Raw genomic sequence first — 16,520 nt, forward strand, 5'->3', positions numbered from 1 at the left:
GTTTAGAAACTATAAATTGCGACTGCATTAACTCGGTTGTCTTCACCTTTAGTACTGCCATTTGGTGCTGCCACTACGGCTTCACGTTCACCATATACATATTCCAGGCCGAAACTCAAAGGTTTGGTTGGGCTATAGAAAACATTTGCCCAAGCTTGCCATAGGTCTTTGTTAATGGCGGTTGGATTTGCGCTGGCAGCGATATATGCATTACTCTGGTCAAAATTCATATAGCCATAACCCAGTGTACCACGCAATTTCTCGTTAAATTGCTGAGTTAAACCTACTGAAATTGAATCAAATTCACTTTGTAAAAGATCACCATTTGTGGCTGCAATGACCCCGGGATTGGCATAAGATACAAAACTGCTATCACCTTTGACGTGATAGTAGTCAGCTTTGAGCGTCGTACCTGGCACAAGATCATACTTGGCACCTAAACCTAGACCCCATGCGGTTTTTTCATCTTCGTTGATACGTTTTTCATGACCCATGGCCCGTGCACTGACCATAAAATTATCTGCCAACTTATGATTTAAACGTGCCGTTAAAGCAGGTAGACGCTGTTTGATGGAACCATCTTTCGGATCTTCTACTGCAAGGACCAGACTGGTAGCCGGGCTAAAAGTACTGGTATGACGTACTTGTGGCGTCCGTTTAATTGATCCGCCCGCATAAACCAGGGCATCTACAGTTTCCGGGATATAATCAGGTACCGCAAAGTTTGACCAGGTTTGACCAATCAACCAGTTAGCATAACTGATATACGCATGACGGATACGTAAGTTATCAAAGCCGGCACCACCCAAGAAGTCCACTTCAATTTTACCGCTCAGGGCTTTATCACCAGCACCGACAGGTGTTTTAAAATCCATACCTAAACGGGTTGCAGACAGGGTTGACTTAAACTCATCACTACGTTCGCCTGTGCCTTCAAGTGGAACAGCATTAATCTGGTTATACATGCGGGTAGCTGAACCACCTTCAGCCTGATAAGAGGCATCCGCTCGGATATTACCGTATAAATTGAACTCGGCACCACTGGCAATTTTCATGACAGGTTTAGTTGCAGGCGTACTTACTGGTACTGGTGCTATTGCCACTGGGGCAATTACCGTGGCTGTCTGAGCTTGCTGCTGTTCAACCAGTGCGCGTAAGGCCTGAACTTCCTGACGAAGTTGTTCAATTTCCTGCTGGTTCGACTGGGCTGGGGTTTGCGCTTGAGATGACAAACTGATGCCCCCTAAGCTCATTGCCATCATGCTCATCAGCACTGTGCGTTTGAATGTGATTTGTGGTTGATTAAATAATTGTGTCGTGTTCATCCTAAACTCGCTTTTTATTATGCGTCTCGATTCTAGCAACAGATCACCACTGGTTACGATGGCGATCTATATCATTGGGAATATTATCTTTATTGATTGAAATCTAACTTAATGTATCGCTTCTTTTGTCAATGGACTTGGCTTTACGCTAGACGTTGCAAGGACTTGGCCATCTACGGAAGTTTTTAAGTTCACCAGGAAAATTGCCAGCGCAGCGATCACGCCAGGAATCGCAATTGCAAAGAAGTTCATTTGATGCGGTAAATTCATGGTCAATAATGCGCCAGTAAGTACCGGACCCACAATCGCACCAATACGTCCAATGCCTGATGCCCAGCCCATGCCGGTAGAACGTACCGTCGATGGATAATACTGTGCTACAAAGGTATAGAGCAGGATTTGTGAACCAATCGTTGCAGCACCTGCCACAGCAATCAGGGTATACAGCACGAATTGCGGACTGTTAAAGCCAAGAAGAATCAATGCCATAGCACCACACAGGAACATAATGGTCAGTACTTTTTTGATATGGAATCTATCCGCAAGATAGCCGCCACCAATCGCACCCACCATTCCACCAATATTCAGGGCAAACAGGAAGATCATACTTGCGCCCAGCGAGTAGCCTGCCTGGATCATCAGTTTTGGTAACCAGCTGCCCAGTGCATAAACCATCAACAGGCACATAAAGAATGCCAGCCAGAACATGAAGGTACTGAAGCTACGGCCTTGTTGAAACAGTGCTTTTAATGGTGCTTCATCCCCTTTTTGTACTTCATTCAGTACAAACTGGGTATCACTGGTAATGACCTGTGTTGGAGAAATCTTTTGAATAATATGATGTGCTTGAGCCGTTTGCTGCTTGTTAGTCAGATACATCAATGATTCTGGCAAGTATTTCCAAATCAATGGTAAAAGGAGCAGTGGAATACCGGCAAGCAGGAACATAATTTTCCAGCCAAATTGTGGCACCAGCCATGCACCCAGTAACGCAGAAGTCATCCCGCCAATCGCATAACCACTAAACATCAGGGCAACCAGCGTACTGCGAATACGTTTAGGAGCATATTCGGTCATCAATGCCACCACATTAGGCATCACACCGCCAATGCCAAGACCAGCCAGAAAACGTAAAATTCCAAATTCCACTGGAGATGTGGCGAAAGCCCCGATGAAGGTAAAACCGCTAAAAATCGCCACACAGATCATGATGGTCTTTTTACGGCCTAACTTGTCGGATAGCGTTCCGAAGGTCATGGCACCGAACATCATCCCGAATAAGGCGGTACTGGCCAGCAGTCCGGCTTGCACTGCGCTGAGCGACCATTCTTGCATCAGCAATGGTAATGCTACGCCATAAATGACTAGGTCATAACCGTCAAAAATAATGATCAGTAAACACCAGATCAGTACCCCCCAGTGAAAGGGGGTAAACTTCGCCTCGTCAATCAGCGTATTTATATTAACTTTATTTGTAGACATCTCCACCTCCAAATTGTGAAGTTCAATTTATGAATGCCACAATGGAGAAAATGCGAAAGAATGTCCAAAACTGAATAGGCATGCTTCTATACCTATAAAGTCTGGCTGCAGTTAAGTTGCTAAATTTATTATAAAATATATTATAATAATCTTAACTTAGCCTGTGCTTGCATGAATTTATCCGCTGTGCAGGATTGATTACGCTTCTAGATTGAACTATTAAAATACTGAACGATCGTACCTAATTGCTTCCAGATCATAGACTTGATAGACCGCATCAAACAGATAACGAATGTATTCACTTTCATCCATGTTACGGATGGCCATGAATACTGGACTGACAGCGAACTCATCTAGAAGTGGAATGAAGTTCAGGTGGGCCAGTTTAATATTTTGTGCACTTTCCGGCACGATACAAATCCCTTCTCCGGCAGCTACAAAGCCGAGTGCCAACTGTAATTCACGTACGATACGGATATTTTTGGGTTCTAAACCATACTCAGAAAAAATACCGCGGACCTGGGTGGCAAAATTCGCCTTGCCGCTATTGGGATATAAAAACAGTTGCTGATCAACCAGTTCAGAAAGATTTAAACCTTCTACCCGTTGCGCCATGCTATGACTGGAGTGTGCAGCGACCATCAGCCGTTCCTCACGCAGCAACACCCGTTTTACTGCCGGATCTGAAATTCTCAGACGCCCGAAACCTACATCAATCCGCCCTTCTTTCAGCGCCTGAATCTGTTCATGGGTATTCATCTCCATCATCTCGATCTTGAGATGTGGATGCTGCTGTTTGAATAAAAACAGAATGCGCGACAGCAAGCCAAACAATAAAGAGCCAACAAAACCGATAGTTATGGTGCGATCTGTAATGCCAATTCGCTTGGTCATCGACTTGATCTCTTCCGCATTAGACAAAAGTTTAACAGCGTGCTGGTAAAAGAATTGACCGGCTTCAGTAGTTTTTAGCGGGCGGCTACCACGCTCAAAGAGCTGAATATCGAGCTCTTGCTCTAGATTTTGGATCTGTCGGCTCAAAGGTGGTTGAGCAATAAACAGTTTTTCTGCCGCTTTGGTAAAACTTTGTTCTTCGACAACGGCAACGAAGTAACGTAAATGTCTGAGTTCCATGGCACTGAATACCTTTAAAGTATAAAAAAATGCTAAATCGATCTTAGACCAATCAACATTATTCTTTTAAGGTATATCAAGTCAAAGCATTAAAGCAAGAATGTGAACCCGTATTATGTATAAGTCAGTTGAAACCTTGCTGGTAGAAATTCCAACCATTCGCCCTCACAAGATGGCAGTGGCAACGATGCAAACCCAGACCCTGGTATTGGTCAAAATCACCACTGAAGATGGTTACATCGGCTGGGGGGAAGCTACGACTATCGGTGGCTTGGGTTATGGTGATGAAAGCCCGGAAAGCGTCAAAGTTAATATCGAAACTTATTTCGCCCCACTTTTAAAAACATTATCCGGTTTAAATGTTGCACAGACATTACAAACAATCAAAAAGAACATTAATGGCAACCGTTTTGCCAAATGTGCAATGCAAACAGCACTTCTGGATATACAGGCACAACGTTTAGGTTTGCCATTAAGCGAAATCCTCGGTGGCCGCTTGCGTGACAGTATTCCGGTTCTTTGGGTATTGGCTTCGGGTAATACCGAAAAAGATATTGCTGAAGCGGAGAAAATGATTGCGGCAAAACGTCACAACATTTTCAAACTTAAAATCGGTTCTCGTCCGGTTGAAGAAGATGTTGAACATGTGCTTGCAATCAAAAAAGCCCTGGGTAAAGACATTTCAATCCGTGTCGATGTCAACCGTGCTTGGTCAGAACTGGAAGCCATTAAAGGAATTCAATTATTGCAAGATGGTGGTGTTGATTTAATAGAACAGCCATGTGCAATTGATAACCTAGACGCCATGCGCCGTCTGACCCGACGTTTTGATGTTGCCATCATGGCAGACGAATCGCTAATGGGTCCGCACTCAGCGTATGAGATTGCCAAACAAAATGGTTCATCTGTTTTTGCAGTCAAAGTTGCCCAGTCAGGTGGCCTGATTGAAGGTTGCGAAGTAGGCAAGATTGCCAAACTTGCAGGTATTGACCTGTATGGCGGCACCATGCTGGAAGGCCCGGTAGGCACGATTGCTTCGGCACATGTGTTCTCTACTTTTGAAAGTCTGGCATTTGGTACCGAGCTGTTTGGTCCTCTACTGCTGACTGAAGATATTTTGAAAACCCCACTCAACTATCAAAACTTTGAACTTGAGATTCCGAAAGGGCCAGGTCTGGGAATTGAGTTGGATGAAAACAAGATTGACAACTTGCGTCGTCAGTAATTAGGAGAAACCCATGCTTTTTCAGGTACGTATGGATGTAAACATTCCACGTGATCTGCCAGTTGAACAGGCAAATGAAATTAAGGCTGTTGAAAAAGCCTATTCGCAGGAATTGCAGCGTCAAGGCAAATGGCGTCATATCTGGCGCATCACGGGCCAGTACTCAAACATCAGTATTTTTGATGTTGAAAGCAATGAAGAGTTGCACGACCTGTTACAAGGCTTGCCTCTCTATCCTTACATGAATATTGAAGTGATGGCATTAAACCGTCACCCGTCTTCAGTTCGAGATGACGACAGTTAATTGAATGAGCGGATTGGGAGTCACCGGATTCCCCTTCCAAATCGAAAACAGAGGGTATTTCAACAAGGATTGTGGCCAGCCAAATTTAGCCAGCCAATAAAAGCTAAAAAGTGCGCCACGAAAAGATGAAAAACATACTTTAGGAGCAATAGTATGAATCGCCAAGAAATTGATGCATTAGTTAAGCAAATGAACGTTGATACAGCGACAGGTCCTGTAGATGAACGTGTACAGCAAGTCGTTGTGCGTTTATTGGGTGATCTTTTCCAGGCTATCGAAGATCTTGATATTTCTCAGTCAGAACTATGGAAAGGCCTGGAATACTTTACTGATGCCGGTCAAGCGAATGAATTAGGTTTATTGGCTGCAGGCTTGGGGCTGGAACATTACTTAGATTTACGTGCTGATGAAGCAGATGCTAAAGCAGGTATTACTGGCGGTACGCCACGTACGATTGAAGGTCCGTTATATGTAGCTGGTGCACCTGAAACAGTAAGCTTTGCCCGTATGGATGATGGTTCTGAAGAAGGCAAAATCCCGACTTTAATCATTGAAGGTACAGTGACTGATACTAATGGCAATCTCGTTGAAGGTGCCAAAGTTGAAATCTGGCATGCAAACAGCTTGGGCAATTACTCATTCTTTGACAAGTCACAGTCTGATTTTAACCTGCGTCGCAGCATCATTACTGATAGCGATGGTCAATATACTGCATTAACGACAATGCCAGTGGGTTATGGCTGTCCTCCAGAAGGTACCACCCAGTTCGTGCTGGACAAATTAGGCCGTCATGGTAACCGTCCATCACACGTCCATTACTTTGTGTCTGCACCGGGTTACCGCAAGCTGACTACTCAATTCAACATTGAAGGCGACCAATACCTGTGGGATGACTTTGCATTCGCTACCCGTGAAGGCCTGGTAGCAACTGCTGTAGACGTAACTGATGAAGCTGAAATTGCAAAACGTGGCCTGAAAGGTCCTTTCAAATACATTCAATTCGATATTGAACTTGTGAAAGAGAAAGCAGACGCACCTTCTACTGAAGTTGATCGTCGCCGCGCTAGCGCTTAATACACTTGAGAAGCGGGATATGCATCGAGATATATCCCGCTGACTTCCCCCTTGGAAAGTCGGAGAAAGGACATGCCTCGTATTCCCGTAATTAACACCAGCCATTTAGACCGTATTGATGAATTACTGGTTGATGATTTTGAATCTGGTGAATTTAAACTGCACCGTTCAGTATTTACAGACCAGGCCCTGTTTGACCTCGAGATGAAATACATCTTTGAAGCTAACTGGGTTTATCTGGCGCATGAAAGCCAGATCCCAAACAATAACGACTTTTATACTACCTATATTGGCCGTCAGCCGATCATCATTGCACGTAACCGTCAAGGTGAACTGAATGCCATGATCAATGCCTGTTCGCATCGCGGTGCACAATTGTGCCGTAACAAGAAAGGCAATAAAGCAACTTATACGTGCCCTTTCCATGGCTGGACTTTCAATAACTCAGGTAAGTTATTAAAAGTGAAAGATCCGGCTGATGCGGGTTATTCAGACTGTTTTAACCAAGACGGCTCGCATGACCTGAAAAAAGTAGCACGTTTTGAAAACTACAAAGGCTTCCTGTTTGGCAGCTTGAATCCGGATGTCCCTGCTCTGGAAGAATACCTGGGCGAAGCGACCAAAATCATCGACATGATCGTAGGTCAGTCTGAACAGGGTCTTGAAGTATTACGAGGTTCTTCGACTTATACCTATGAAGGTAACTGGAAGCTGACTGCAGAAAACGGTGCCGATGGTTACCACGTGTCTGCAGTACACTGGAACTACGCTGCAACAACTCAGCAACGTAAAGAAAAAGAAGCTGGCGATAACATCCGTGCCATGAGCGCAGGTTCATGGGGCAAACAAGGCGGTGGTTCTTACGGCTTTGAAAATGGTCACATGCTGCTTTGGACTCAATGGGCTAACCCAGAAGACCGTCCTAACTTTGCCAAGAAAGATGAATACACCGAGAAATACGGTGAAGCTATGGCGAAATGGATGATCGAGCGCTCACGTAACCTGTGTATCTATCCAAATGTTTACTTTATGGATCAGTTCGGTTCACAAATCCGTGTACTGCGTCCGATCTCTGTCGATAAGACGGAAGTCACCATTTACTGTATCGGCCCTGTAGGTGAAGAACCTGAAGCCCGTACCCGCCGTATCCGCCAGTATGAAGATTTCTTTAATGCTTCAGGTATGGCTACACCAGACGATCTGGAAGAATTCCGTGCCTGTCAGGCAGGTTATGCCGGTATCGCACTGGAATGGAATGACATGTGCCGTGGTTCCAAGCACTGGATCCATGGCCCTGATGATGCTGCCAATGAAATTGGTTTAAAACCAAAACTGTCTGGCATTAAAACCGAAGATGAAGGTTTATACCTGGCTCAGCACCAGTACTGGTTAGAACTGATGAAAAAAGGTATTGCGACCGAGAAAGAGATTGCAGCATCAACTGAAGGAGAAAACGCATGAGCGACATCACTTTAGAAAATATTGCTCAGTTCCTGTATCAGGAAGCACGCTTTCTGGATGATGAACAATGGGATGACTGGTTAACTTGTTATGCCCCTACTGCTTCTTTCTGGATGCCAGCCTGGGATGATGATGACAAGCTGACCACAGATCCACAGTCTGAAATCTCCCTGATTTATTACCCGGACCGTCAAGGCCTGGAAGACCGTGTGTTCCGGATCAAGACTGAACGCTCGTCTGCCACCATGCCGGATACACGTACCAGCCATAACATCAGCAATATTGAAGTTGTTGAACGTGATGGCGACAAAGTAACCGTACGTTTCAACTGGAATACTTTGAGCTTCCGTTACAAAAACAGCTACAGCTACTTTGGTATGTCACGTTATGAAATCGATTTTTCAGGCGATAAACCACAGATTTTAAGCAAATACGTGGTACTGAAAAACGATTACATCAATCAGGTCATCGACATCTATCACCTCTAAGACTGTTTTATTACAGCCAGGTAAAACCCTTTAGCCAGATGGAAAATTGGCTGAAGGGTCCAGTTACAAAGATTTATATAGGATATTCAGCCATGTCAAACCACAATGTTGCACTTCAATTTGAAGATGGCGTTACACGTTTTATTTCTGTTGCCCAGGGCGAGACCCTGTCTGATGCAGCTTACCGTCAAAAGATCAATATTCCTTTGGACTGCCGTGATGGTGCTTGTGGAACGTGTCGTGCGTTTTGTGAATCAGGTTCATTTGACATGCCTGAAGAAACTTATATTGAAGATGCACTAACACCTGAAGAAGCCGCTGAAGGTTATATTCTGGCTTGTCAATGTAAGCCAACGTCAGATGCAGTGTTCCAGATTCAGGCTTCTTCAGAAGTGTGTAAAACCGAAATTCATACTTTCCAGGGTGCGCTGGCGCGTGTAGAAAACCTGTCTGATTCAACTATTACTTTTGATATCCAGTTAGACGAAGGTCAACCAGACATTCACTTTCTGGCAGGTCAATACGTGAATGTAGGTATTCCAGGCACCACAGAAACCCGTTCTTATTCATTCAGCTCTAAACCAGGCAACCGCTTAACGAGCTTTGTTGTACGTAACGTACCAAACGGCAAAATGAGCGAATTCTTAAGCCAAAATGCCAAAGCGGGCGACAAAATGACCTTCACTGGTCCATTTGGTAGCTTCTACTTACGTAACGTTGCTCGTCCAGTAGTGATGTTAGCAGGCGGTACAGGTATTGCACCATTCATGTCTATGCTGCAAGTGCTTGAAGAAAAAGGTTCAGAACATCCAATACGTTTAGTATTTGGTGTAACCAATGATTTTGACTTGGTTGCAATTGAAAAATTAAACGAACTTCAAGACAAATTCTCTTGGTTCGAATATCGCACTGTAGTCGCTAACCCAGAATCTGCACATGAGCGTAAGGGTTATGTTACAGGTCATATCGAAAACGAATGGCTAAATGCTGGTGAGGTTGATATCTACCTGTGTGGCCCAGTACCCATGGTTGAAGCGGTTCGTGGCTGGCTAGAAGCAGAAGGCGTAAAACCTGCAAGCTTCCTGTTTGAAAAATTCTCTGCAAACTAACTAGAGGGAATTTATTCAATGTCTAATCGTCAAAGATTTGAAAATAAAGTCGTAATCGTGACTGGTGCCGCTCAAGGCATTGGTCGCGGTGTGGCTTTACAAGTGGCGAGTGAAGGTGCCCAAGTGGTTATGGCAGACCTTTCTCCCTATGTAGAAGAAGTGTTGGCCGAAATTGAAGAACACGGTGGCGATGCAGTAACCGTAAAAGCCAACCTTGAAACTTTTGCAGGTGCAGAATCTGTGGTTGCTAAAGCACTTGAAACCTATGGTCGTGTCGATGCGCTCATCAATAACGTCGGTGGCGCGATCTGGATGAAACCTTTCGAGGAATTTTCTGAAGAGGAAATTATCAAGGAAGTGAACCGTTCGCTGTTTCCAACGCTGTGGTGCTGCCGTGCAGTTTTACCAGAAATGATTAAAAATCAGAAGGGTACCATTGTAAACGTATCTTCTATTGCCACACGCGGCATTAACCGTGTGCCATATTCGGCATCGAAAGGTGGCGTAAATGGCCTGACGGCTTCCCTTGCCTTTGAACATGCCAAAGATGGTATTCGCGTTAATGCAGTTGCAACGGGTGGCACCGAAGCACCTCCCCGTAAAGTACCGCGCAATGCCAATCCACTGACTGAATCTGAACAAGAATGGATGCAGCAAGTGGTAGATCAGACCATTGACCGTACGTTTATGGGTCGCTACGGCACAATTCAGGAGCAAGTAAATGCCATTCTATTCCTGGCTTCCGATGAATCATCTTATATGACAGGTACCGTAGTACCGGTCGGTGGTGGAGATCAAGGCTAGTCCTGATCATCACGATTTTTGACAGGCTCATGGTTCGACGCAAGGAGGCACATTACCAATGAACACCCTGTTTCAGACATTAAAAAATGACTGGTCAATTTCAGCGACTGTTGCAGGATTTCTAGCAGTGCTGATTTCCTATTCAGGACCACTGATCATTTTTTTCCAGGCAGCGCAGCAAGCCCAGGTTTCCCCAGACATGATGATTTCATGGATTTGGGGAATTTCTATTGGTGCGGCGCTCGCAGGTATCTTTTTATCGATTAAATACAAAATACCTGTCGTCACCGCCTGGTCTGCGCCCGGAACGGCACTATTGGTCACGCTGTTTCCCGATATTTCGCTCAATGAAGCGGTTGCGGCCTATATCACCTCTGCTGTGGTGATTTTTCTCATTGGGATTACCGGTTATTTCGACAAATTGCTGTCCTGGATTCCCCAGGAAGTCGCTGCCGGAATGATGGCCGGAATTTTACTGCAGTTTGGTTTAGGACTGTTCACCGCGACCGATACCATGCCCTATATCGTCTTTGGCATGCTGGCGGTGTTTTTGCTGGCCAAGCGTTTCAGTCCACGTTATGCCATGGTCTGGGTGCTGGTTGCCGGTGTGATTTTAAGCATGCTGCTGGGCAAGATTAATCCGGTCACGGCAGATTTCAGTCTGGCAATTCCGCAATTTATTGCACCGGAATGGACTTGGAGTTCCACCCTGAATCTGGCCCTCCCGCTTATTCTGGTCAGTCTGTCGGGCCAGTTCTTACCAGGAATGGCCATTATCAAGATCAGTGGATATGACATGCCTGCCAAGCCAATTATCAGTGCAACCAGTATTGCCTCGCTCGCAGTAGCCTGTGTGGGGGGGATTACTATTGTATTGGCCTCTATTACGGCCGCATTGTGTTTAGGCAAAGACGCGCACGAGCTGAAAGAAAAGCGTTATATCGCGGGTGTGGCGAACGGGCTTTTTTATATTTTAGGCGGCCTGTTTGCCGGCAGCATTGTCATGCTGTTTAGCCTGATGCCGAAGGAATTAATTGCAGCTTTGGCAGGACTGGCCTTACTCGGAGCAATTGCCACTAACATCTCTATGGCGATGGGCAAAGAGTCGCAACGTGATGCCGCACTGATCACCTTTTTAGCAACTGCTTCCGGCATGCATTTCTTGGGGCTGAGTTCAGTCTTTTGGGGGATTTGTATTGGCCTGGTAGCACATTTTCTGCTGTCACAGAAAGACCGTAATGCTGTTCCGGTTGCAACATCAGATTCAAAACGAATTTAAAGACATCCATTAGTTTAGGGTATGTAAGGACCAGATTATGATAGATAAAAGTTCATTATCATTGAAAGAAGCACTCTCCCAGATCAAGGATGGTTCTACCATTATGATCGGCGGATTTGGGACAGCGGGTCAGCCTGCTGAACTGATTGATGGTCTGATCGAATTGGGAATCAAGGATCTTATTATTGTCAATAATAATGCTGGTAATGGCGACTATGGTCTGGCGAAACTGCTTAAAGCGGGCGCTGTGCGTAAAATTATCTGCTCTTTCCCGCGTCAGTCTGATTCCTGGGTATTTGACGAACTCTATCGTGCAGGCAAGATCGAACTGGAACTGGTGCCGCAAGGTAATCTGGCTTGCCGTATTCAGGCAGCAGGTATGGGCTTAGGTCCAATCTATACCCCAACCGGTTTTGGTACCTTGCTGGCTGAAGGCAAACCAACCTTGAACTATGAAGGCAAAGATTTTGTCCTGGAAAATCCGATTAAAGCTGACTTTGCTTTAATTAAGGCCCATCAGGGCGACCGTTGGGGCAATCTGGTCTACCGTAAATCTGCCCGTAACTTTGGCCCGATTATGGCGATGGCAGCTGATGTAACCATTGCACAGGTTTCTGAGGTGGTTGAACTGGGTGCACTGGATCCAGAGCACATCATTACCCCAGGAATTTTTGTTCAACACGTTGTTCAAGTTAAACCTGCACAGTAATCACGGATAAGGAGAAGATTCATGAGCTATAACAAACTGACCCGTGACCAGATCGCTGAACGTGTGGCACAAGACATTCCTGATGGTGCTTATGTGAACCTCGGTATTGGTTTACCAACCAAGATTTCAAGCTACCTGCCAAGCGACAAAGACGTATTCCTGCACTCTGAAAATGGCCTGCTGGCTTTCGGTCCTCCTCCTGCTGAAGAAGACCGTGATCCAGAACTGATCAATGCCGGTAAAGAATTCGTGACCTTGCTCGAAGGTGGTTCTTTCTTCCATCATGGTGATTCATTCGCGATGATGCGTGGCGGTCACTTAGACATCGCGGTACTGGGTGCGTTCCAGGTGGCTGAAAATGGTGATTTGGCCAACTGGCATACTGGTGCACCGGATGCAATTCCTGCAGTCGGCGGTGCGATGGATCTGGCTGTTGGTGCGAAAAAAGTCTTTATTACCACAGATCACGTGACCAAAAAAGGCGAGCCCAAAATCGTGGCTGAACTGTCTTATCCTGCGACTGGCCTGAAATGTGTCGACCGTATTTATACCGATCTTTGTGTGATTGATGTGACGCCTGAAGGTATGAAAGTGATTGAAAAAGTCGAAGGTCTGTCATTTGAAGAATTGCAGTCAATGACTGGTGCCAAACTGATTGATGCGACTCAAAACTAATTTATAAATCCTCCCTAAACCCCTCCTTTATTAAAGGAGGGACTTTCATCCTTTAAATTCAGGGAAAAACGCCTCCCTTTAGTAAAGGGAGGTTGGGAGGGATTCAAAGATTTGGAAAGTAAAAACATGAAAAACGCATATATTATCGATGCCATCCGTACCCCATTCGGCCGTTATGCCGGTGGCCTCGCGCCTGTCCGTGCAGATGATTTAGGTGCGCTGCCAATTAAAGCTTTGATGGAACGTAACCCATCGGTAAACTGGGAACAGGTCGATGACGTGATTTATGGCTGTGCCAATCAGGCCGGTGAAGACAATCGTAACGTCGGTCGTATGTCTTCACTACTTGCAGGTCTGCCTTATCAGGTGCCGGCAACGACCGTGAACCGTCTGTGTGGTTCATCGATGGATGCAGTCGCGATGGCAGCACGTGCGATTAAAGCCGGTGAAGCCCATCTGATTATTGCCGGTGGTGTAGAAAGCATGTCGCGTGCCCCATTCGTGATGGGCAAGTCAGAAACAGCGTATGGCCGTAGCCAGAAGATTGAAGACACCACCATGGGCTGGCGTTTTATCAATCCGAAACTGAAAGAAATGTACGGCGTAGAAACCATGCCGCAAACTGCTGAAAATCTGGCAGAACAGTTCAATATCAACCGTGAAGATCAGGACAAGTTTGCTCTGACCAGCCAGCAACGTACCGCAGCAGCGCAGGCCAATGGTTTCTTTGCCAAGGAAATCATTCCTGTGGTGATTCCGCAGCGTAAAGGCGATCCGATCGTTGTCGATACTGATGAACATCCGCGTGCCTCTACCACAGCAGAAGCTCTGGCGAAACTGAAACCTGTGGTGAAAGCAGAGGGGACTGTAACGGCGGGTAATGCTTCTGGTATTAACGATGGTGCGGCTGCCCTGCTGATTGCATCTGATGAAGCTGTTGCTCAGCATGGCTTAAAACCACGTGCCAAAATTATTGGCTCAACCGTTGTAGGTGTTGAACCACGAATCATGGGTTTTAGTCCAGCACCTGCCATCAAGAAATTACTGGTACAAACCGGTCTGACTTTAGAGCAGATGGATGTGATTGAGCTGAATGAAGCTTTTGCTGCTCAGGCACTGGCATGTACCCGTGACTTGGGTATCGAAGACGGTTCAGAGAAAGTCAATCCAAATGGTGGTGCGATTGCTTTGGGTCATCCACTCGGTGCTTCAGGTGCGCGTTTAGTGACGACTGCACTCAACCAGCTGGAACACACCGGTGGTCAATATGCGCTATGTTCAATGTGTATCGGTGTCGGTCAAGGCATCGCGTTGATTATTGAACGTGTTTAATCCTCATTAAAAGTCCCCCTTCTTGCACTTCAGCTTAAAGCAATGCTTAAGCCTTGCTCAGGGGGATTTAGGGGGATTTATAAGATTAAGGACTTAAAAATATGCCAACATTTACATCCAACGATGCCCAGATCAATTACCAGACTTTTGGTGATGCCAGCAAACCTGCCCTGGTTTTTTCTAACTCATTGGGTACCAAATTCAGCATGTGGCAGCCACAAATTGAATTTTTCCAGCAAGACTATTTTGTCGTGTGTTATGACACGCGTGGTCATGGGGCTTCTTCTGCACCGCAAGGTCCGTATAGCCTGGAACAGTTAGGTCAGGATGTGGTCAATCTGCTGGATCATCTGAATATCCAGAAAGCCGCTTTCTGTGGTATCTCGATGGGTGGGTTAACCGGGCAATGGTTAGCGATTAACAAACCTGAACGTTTTAACCACGTGATTATCTGCAATACTGCTGCCAAGATCGGTCAGGAACAGGCCTGGCTGGAACGTGCCGCACTGGTGCGTGAACAAGGCTTGGCTCCGATTGCATCGACTGCAGCATCACGCTGGTTTACCGGTCCCTTTATCCAGAGCAACGCAGCGACAGTTGCAGAACTTTCAAACGACCTTGGAGCTGGCAGCCCGGAAGGTTATGCAAGTTGCTGCGAAGCTTTGGCTAAGGCGGATTTACGTGAACAGATCAAAACGATTTCAGTGCCGGTACTGATTGTGGCCGGTCAGCAAGATCCAGTGACGACAGTTGCAGATGGTCAAGCCATGCAGGCTGAAATTGCTCAAAGCCAGTTGTTTGAAATCAATGCCTCGCACATTTCCAGTGTGGAGCAACCGGAGGCCTTTAATCAGGCAGTTCAGAAATTTATTGCAGCTTAAAAAGATGCAAAGAAAAAGCCACTGTTGATCAGTGGCTTTTTTATGCTGAGATTTTGAAAAACTGGTTCAGCATCAAGCCCAGATCACTAAAATCGCTGCAATCACCACTAAGCCCAAACCCCAATGCTCGGTACGTGCCAGTTTTTCTTTAAAGAAATATGCCGAAATCAGCATACTAAACAGAATCTCAATTTGTCCCAAAGTTTTGACGACCGGCACACTCATCATGCTCATGGCAGTAAACCAGCCGAGTGATGCCATAAAACTGCACACACTCACTTTAAAAGTTAAGCCCAGACGTTGCCACATGGCCACTAAAGTCTGGCGACTGAATATGCTGAGATAGATCAGCATACTGATACACTGAAAACCGATCACCATTAACAACACCCAGGCCGCACGATGCAAGGTTGGCAAATTGCTTAATTCCAGACTGGCTTCGCGTACCAGAATTGAGGTAATGGCAAAACTTAAACCGCTGCCGATCCCGATCGCCAATGTTCTGGCCGAAAACCCGTTGACCTGTTGGCCTTTACTCAATAAAAATACTGCATATCCGCCCAGCGCCACACCGATCCAGGCCAAAAATGACAAATGATCTGCTAAAAAGGTCACGCCAATAATGGCTGCCAGAATGGCTTCACTTTTTGCCAGCCCAACTCCAACCGCGTAATTTTTTTGCTTGAACAGTTGCACCATCAGCGCCGTAGCTAAAATCTGACTGCAACCCGCAATTACTACATAGACCCAAAACCTGGGCGTGAAGTGAACCACACTTTCAACTGGCTTGAAATAATACAAGCTGCTCAGGTACAGCGCAGCAAATGGCAAGCCAAAAATAAAGCGTGCCAAGGTGACTCCCCACACATCAACCGTGGTACTGAGCTGTTTTTGAAAGGCGTTACGCCAAGCCTGCATAAATGCAGCCATTAAAGTGAAAAAAATCCAGCTGAATGCCATCTACTGATCGCTATTACCTCAAAAGTAAATTAATTCTATGCCTTAGTAAAAGCGCTGACTAATTAAAAATAGGATACTGGCCGATAGCGGAAAGTTTGGCTTATATTAAGGAACGAGTCGGCTAAATGAATACAATATGATCTGATAGCGATCTAAAAACGTGAAAATGGTACTAATTTTGCTTATCAAACCTAACCAGGCTGATAGATGTCATGTGGATTTATTTTATATGTTTAAAGTATGCAATCAGACCTAAAGTGCAATTGAACTCTTTTTTA

General features: G+C 45.6%; 16 protein-coding genes. 12 read left to right on the forward strand and 4 right to left on the reverse strand.

Going from position 1 to position 16,520, the window contains the following annotated elements; all coding sequences use genetic code 11:
• Nucleotides 1-2: 2 nt before the first annotated feature.
• The 3 genes from VXQ92_RS02510 to VXQ92_RS02520 form a co-directional block, all read right to left on the reverse strand.
• Nucleotides 3-1,325 carry a DcaP family trimeric outer membrane transporter gene (locus VXQ92_RS02510; protein ID WP_416680263.1) on the reverse strand — a complete coding sequence of 441 codons (1,323 nt, stop codon included), beginning with the start codon at nt 1,323-1,325 and terminating at the stop codon, nt 3-5.
• Nucleotides 1,326-1,433: 108 nt separating this feature from the next.
• Complete coding sequence (locus VXQ92_RS02515; RefSeq protein WP_064102900.1) at nt 1,434-2,807, reverse strand: MFS transporter; 1,374 nt, start codon at nt 2,805-2,807, stop codon at nt 1,434-1,436.
• 219 nt (nt 2,808-3,026) lie between these two features.
• Nucleotides 3,027-3,941 carry a LysR family transcriptional regulator gene (locus VXQ92_RS02520; protein ID WP_064096722.1) on the reverse strand — a complete coding sequence of 305 codons (915 nt, stop codon included), beginning with the start codon at nt 3,939-3,941 and terminating at the stop codon, nt 3,027-3,029.
• Nucleotides 3,942-4,056: 115 nt separating this feature from the next.
• Here VXQ92_RS02520 and VXQ92_RS02525 point away from each other — a divergent pair, with 115 nt between their 5' ends.
• The 12 genes from VXQ92_RS02525 to pcaD all read left to right on the forward strand — a co-directional run bounded on the left by VXQ92_RS02525 (nt 4,057) and on the right by pcaD (nt 15,282).
• Nucleotides 4,057-5,166, forward strand: coding sequence for a muconate/chloromuconate family cycloisomerase (locus tag VXQ92_RS02525; RefSeq protein WP_064102901.1), 1,110 nt, complete (start codon nt 4,057-4,059; stop codon nt 5,164-5,166).
• 13 nt (nt 5,167-5,179) lie between these two features.
• Entirely contained in the window at nt 5,180-5,470 is a 291-nt protein-coding gene (catC, locus tag VXQ92_RS02530; protein ID WP_064096720.1) for a muconolactone Delta-isomerase, read from the forward strand.
• A 153-nt stretch (nt 5,471-5,623) separates the two neighbouring features.
• On the forward strand, nt 5,624-6,544 hold the full coding sequence (gene catA, locus VXQ92_RS02535) for a catechol 1,2-dioxygenase (RefSeq protein ID WP_064096719.1): 921 nt from the start codon (nt 5,624-5,626) through the stop codon (nt 6,542-6,544).
• Between the two features lie 72 nt (nt 6,545-6,616).
• Nucleotides 6,617-8,005: a benzoate 1,2-dioxygenase large subunit gene (benA, locus tag VXQ92_RS02540; protein WP_416680267.1), complete on the forward strand. Its 1,389-nt coding sequence runs from the start codon at nt 6,617-6,619 to the stop codon at nt 8,003-8,005.
• Nucleotides 8,002-8,493, forward strand: coding sequence for a benzoate 1,2-dioxygenase small subunit (gene benB / locus VXQ92_RS02545; RefSeq protein WP_071320743.1), 492 nt, complete (start codon nt 8,002-8,004; stop codon nt 8,491-8,493). The genes benA and benB overlap by 4 nt, the downstream gene beginning before the upstream one ends.
• Nucleotides 8,494-8,585: 92 nt before the next feature.
• Nucleotides 8,586-9,602: a benzoate 1,2-dioxygenase electron transfer component BenC gene (gene benC / locus VXQ92_RS02550; protein WP_416680269.1), complete on the forward strand. Its 1,017-nt coding sequence runs from the start codon at nt 8,586-8,588 to the stop codon at nt 9,600-9,602.
• 18 nt (nt 9,603-9,620) lie between these two features.
• Nucleotides 9,621-10,406, forward strand: coding sequence for a benzoate diol dehydrogenase BenD (gene benD / locus VXQ92_RS02555; RefSeq protein WP_416680270.1), 786 nt, complete (start codon nt 9,621-9,623; stop codon nt 10,404-10,406).
• A 58-nt stretch (nt 10,407-10,464) separates the two neighbouring features.
• Nucleotides 10,465-11,685, forward strand: a complete 1,221-nt coding sequence (gene benE / locus VXQ92_RS02560) for a benzoate/H(+) symporter BenE (protein ID WP_064096714.1) — start codon at nt 10,465-10,467, stop codon at nt 11,683-11,685.
• 37 nt (nt 11,686-11,722) lie between these two features.
• On the forward strand, nt 11,723-12,394 hold the full coding sequence (locus VXQ92_RS02565) for a 3-oxoacid CoA-transferase subunit A (RefSeq protein ID WP_086044785.1): 672 nt from the start codon (nt 11,723-11,725) through the stop codon (nt 12,392-12,394).
• A 21-nt stretch (nt 12,395-12,415) separates the two neighbouring features.
• Entirely contained in the window at nt 12,416-13,069 is a 654-nt protein-coding gene (locus VXQ92_RS02570) for a 3-oxoacid CoA-transferase subunit B (protein ID WP_144724688.1), read from the forward strand.
• Between the two features lie 126 nt (nt 13,070-13,195).
• A complete protein-coding gene (gene pcaF / locus VXQ92_RS02575; protein WP_416680273.1) occupies nt 13,196-14,401 on the forward strand; it encodes a 3-oxoadipyl-CoA thiolase in 1,206 nt (401 codons plus the stop codon).
• A 101-nt stretch (nt 14,402-14,502) separates the two neighbouring features.
• Nucleotides 14,503-15,282, forward strand: coding sequence for a 3-oxoadipate enol-lactonase (gene pcaD / locus VXQ92_RS02580; RefSeq protein WP_416680275.1), 780 nt, complete (start codon nt 14,503-14,505; stop codon nt 15,280-15,282).
• 72 nt (nt 15,283-15,354) lie between these two features.
• Here pcaD and VXQ92_RS02585 read toward each other — a convergent pair whose 3' ends face one another.
• Nucleotides 15,355-16,242, reverse strand: coding sequence for an EamA family transporter (locus VXQ92_RS02585; protein WP_416680277.1), 888 nt, complete (start codon nt 16,240-16,242; stop codon nt 15,355-15,357).
• Between the last annotated feature and the right edge of the window lie 278 nt (nt 16,243-16,520).

The organism is Acinetobacter sp. 228, assembly GCF_048147885.1.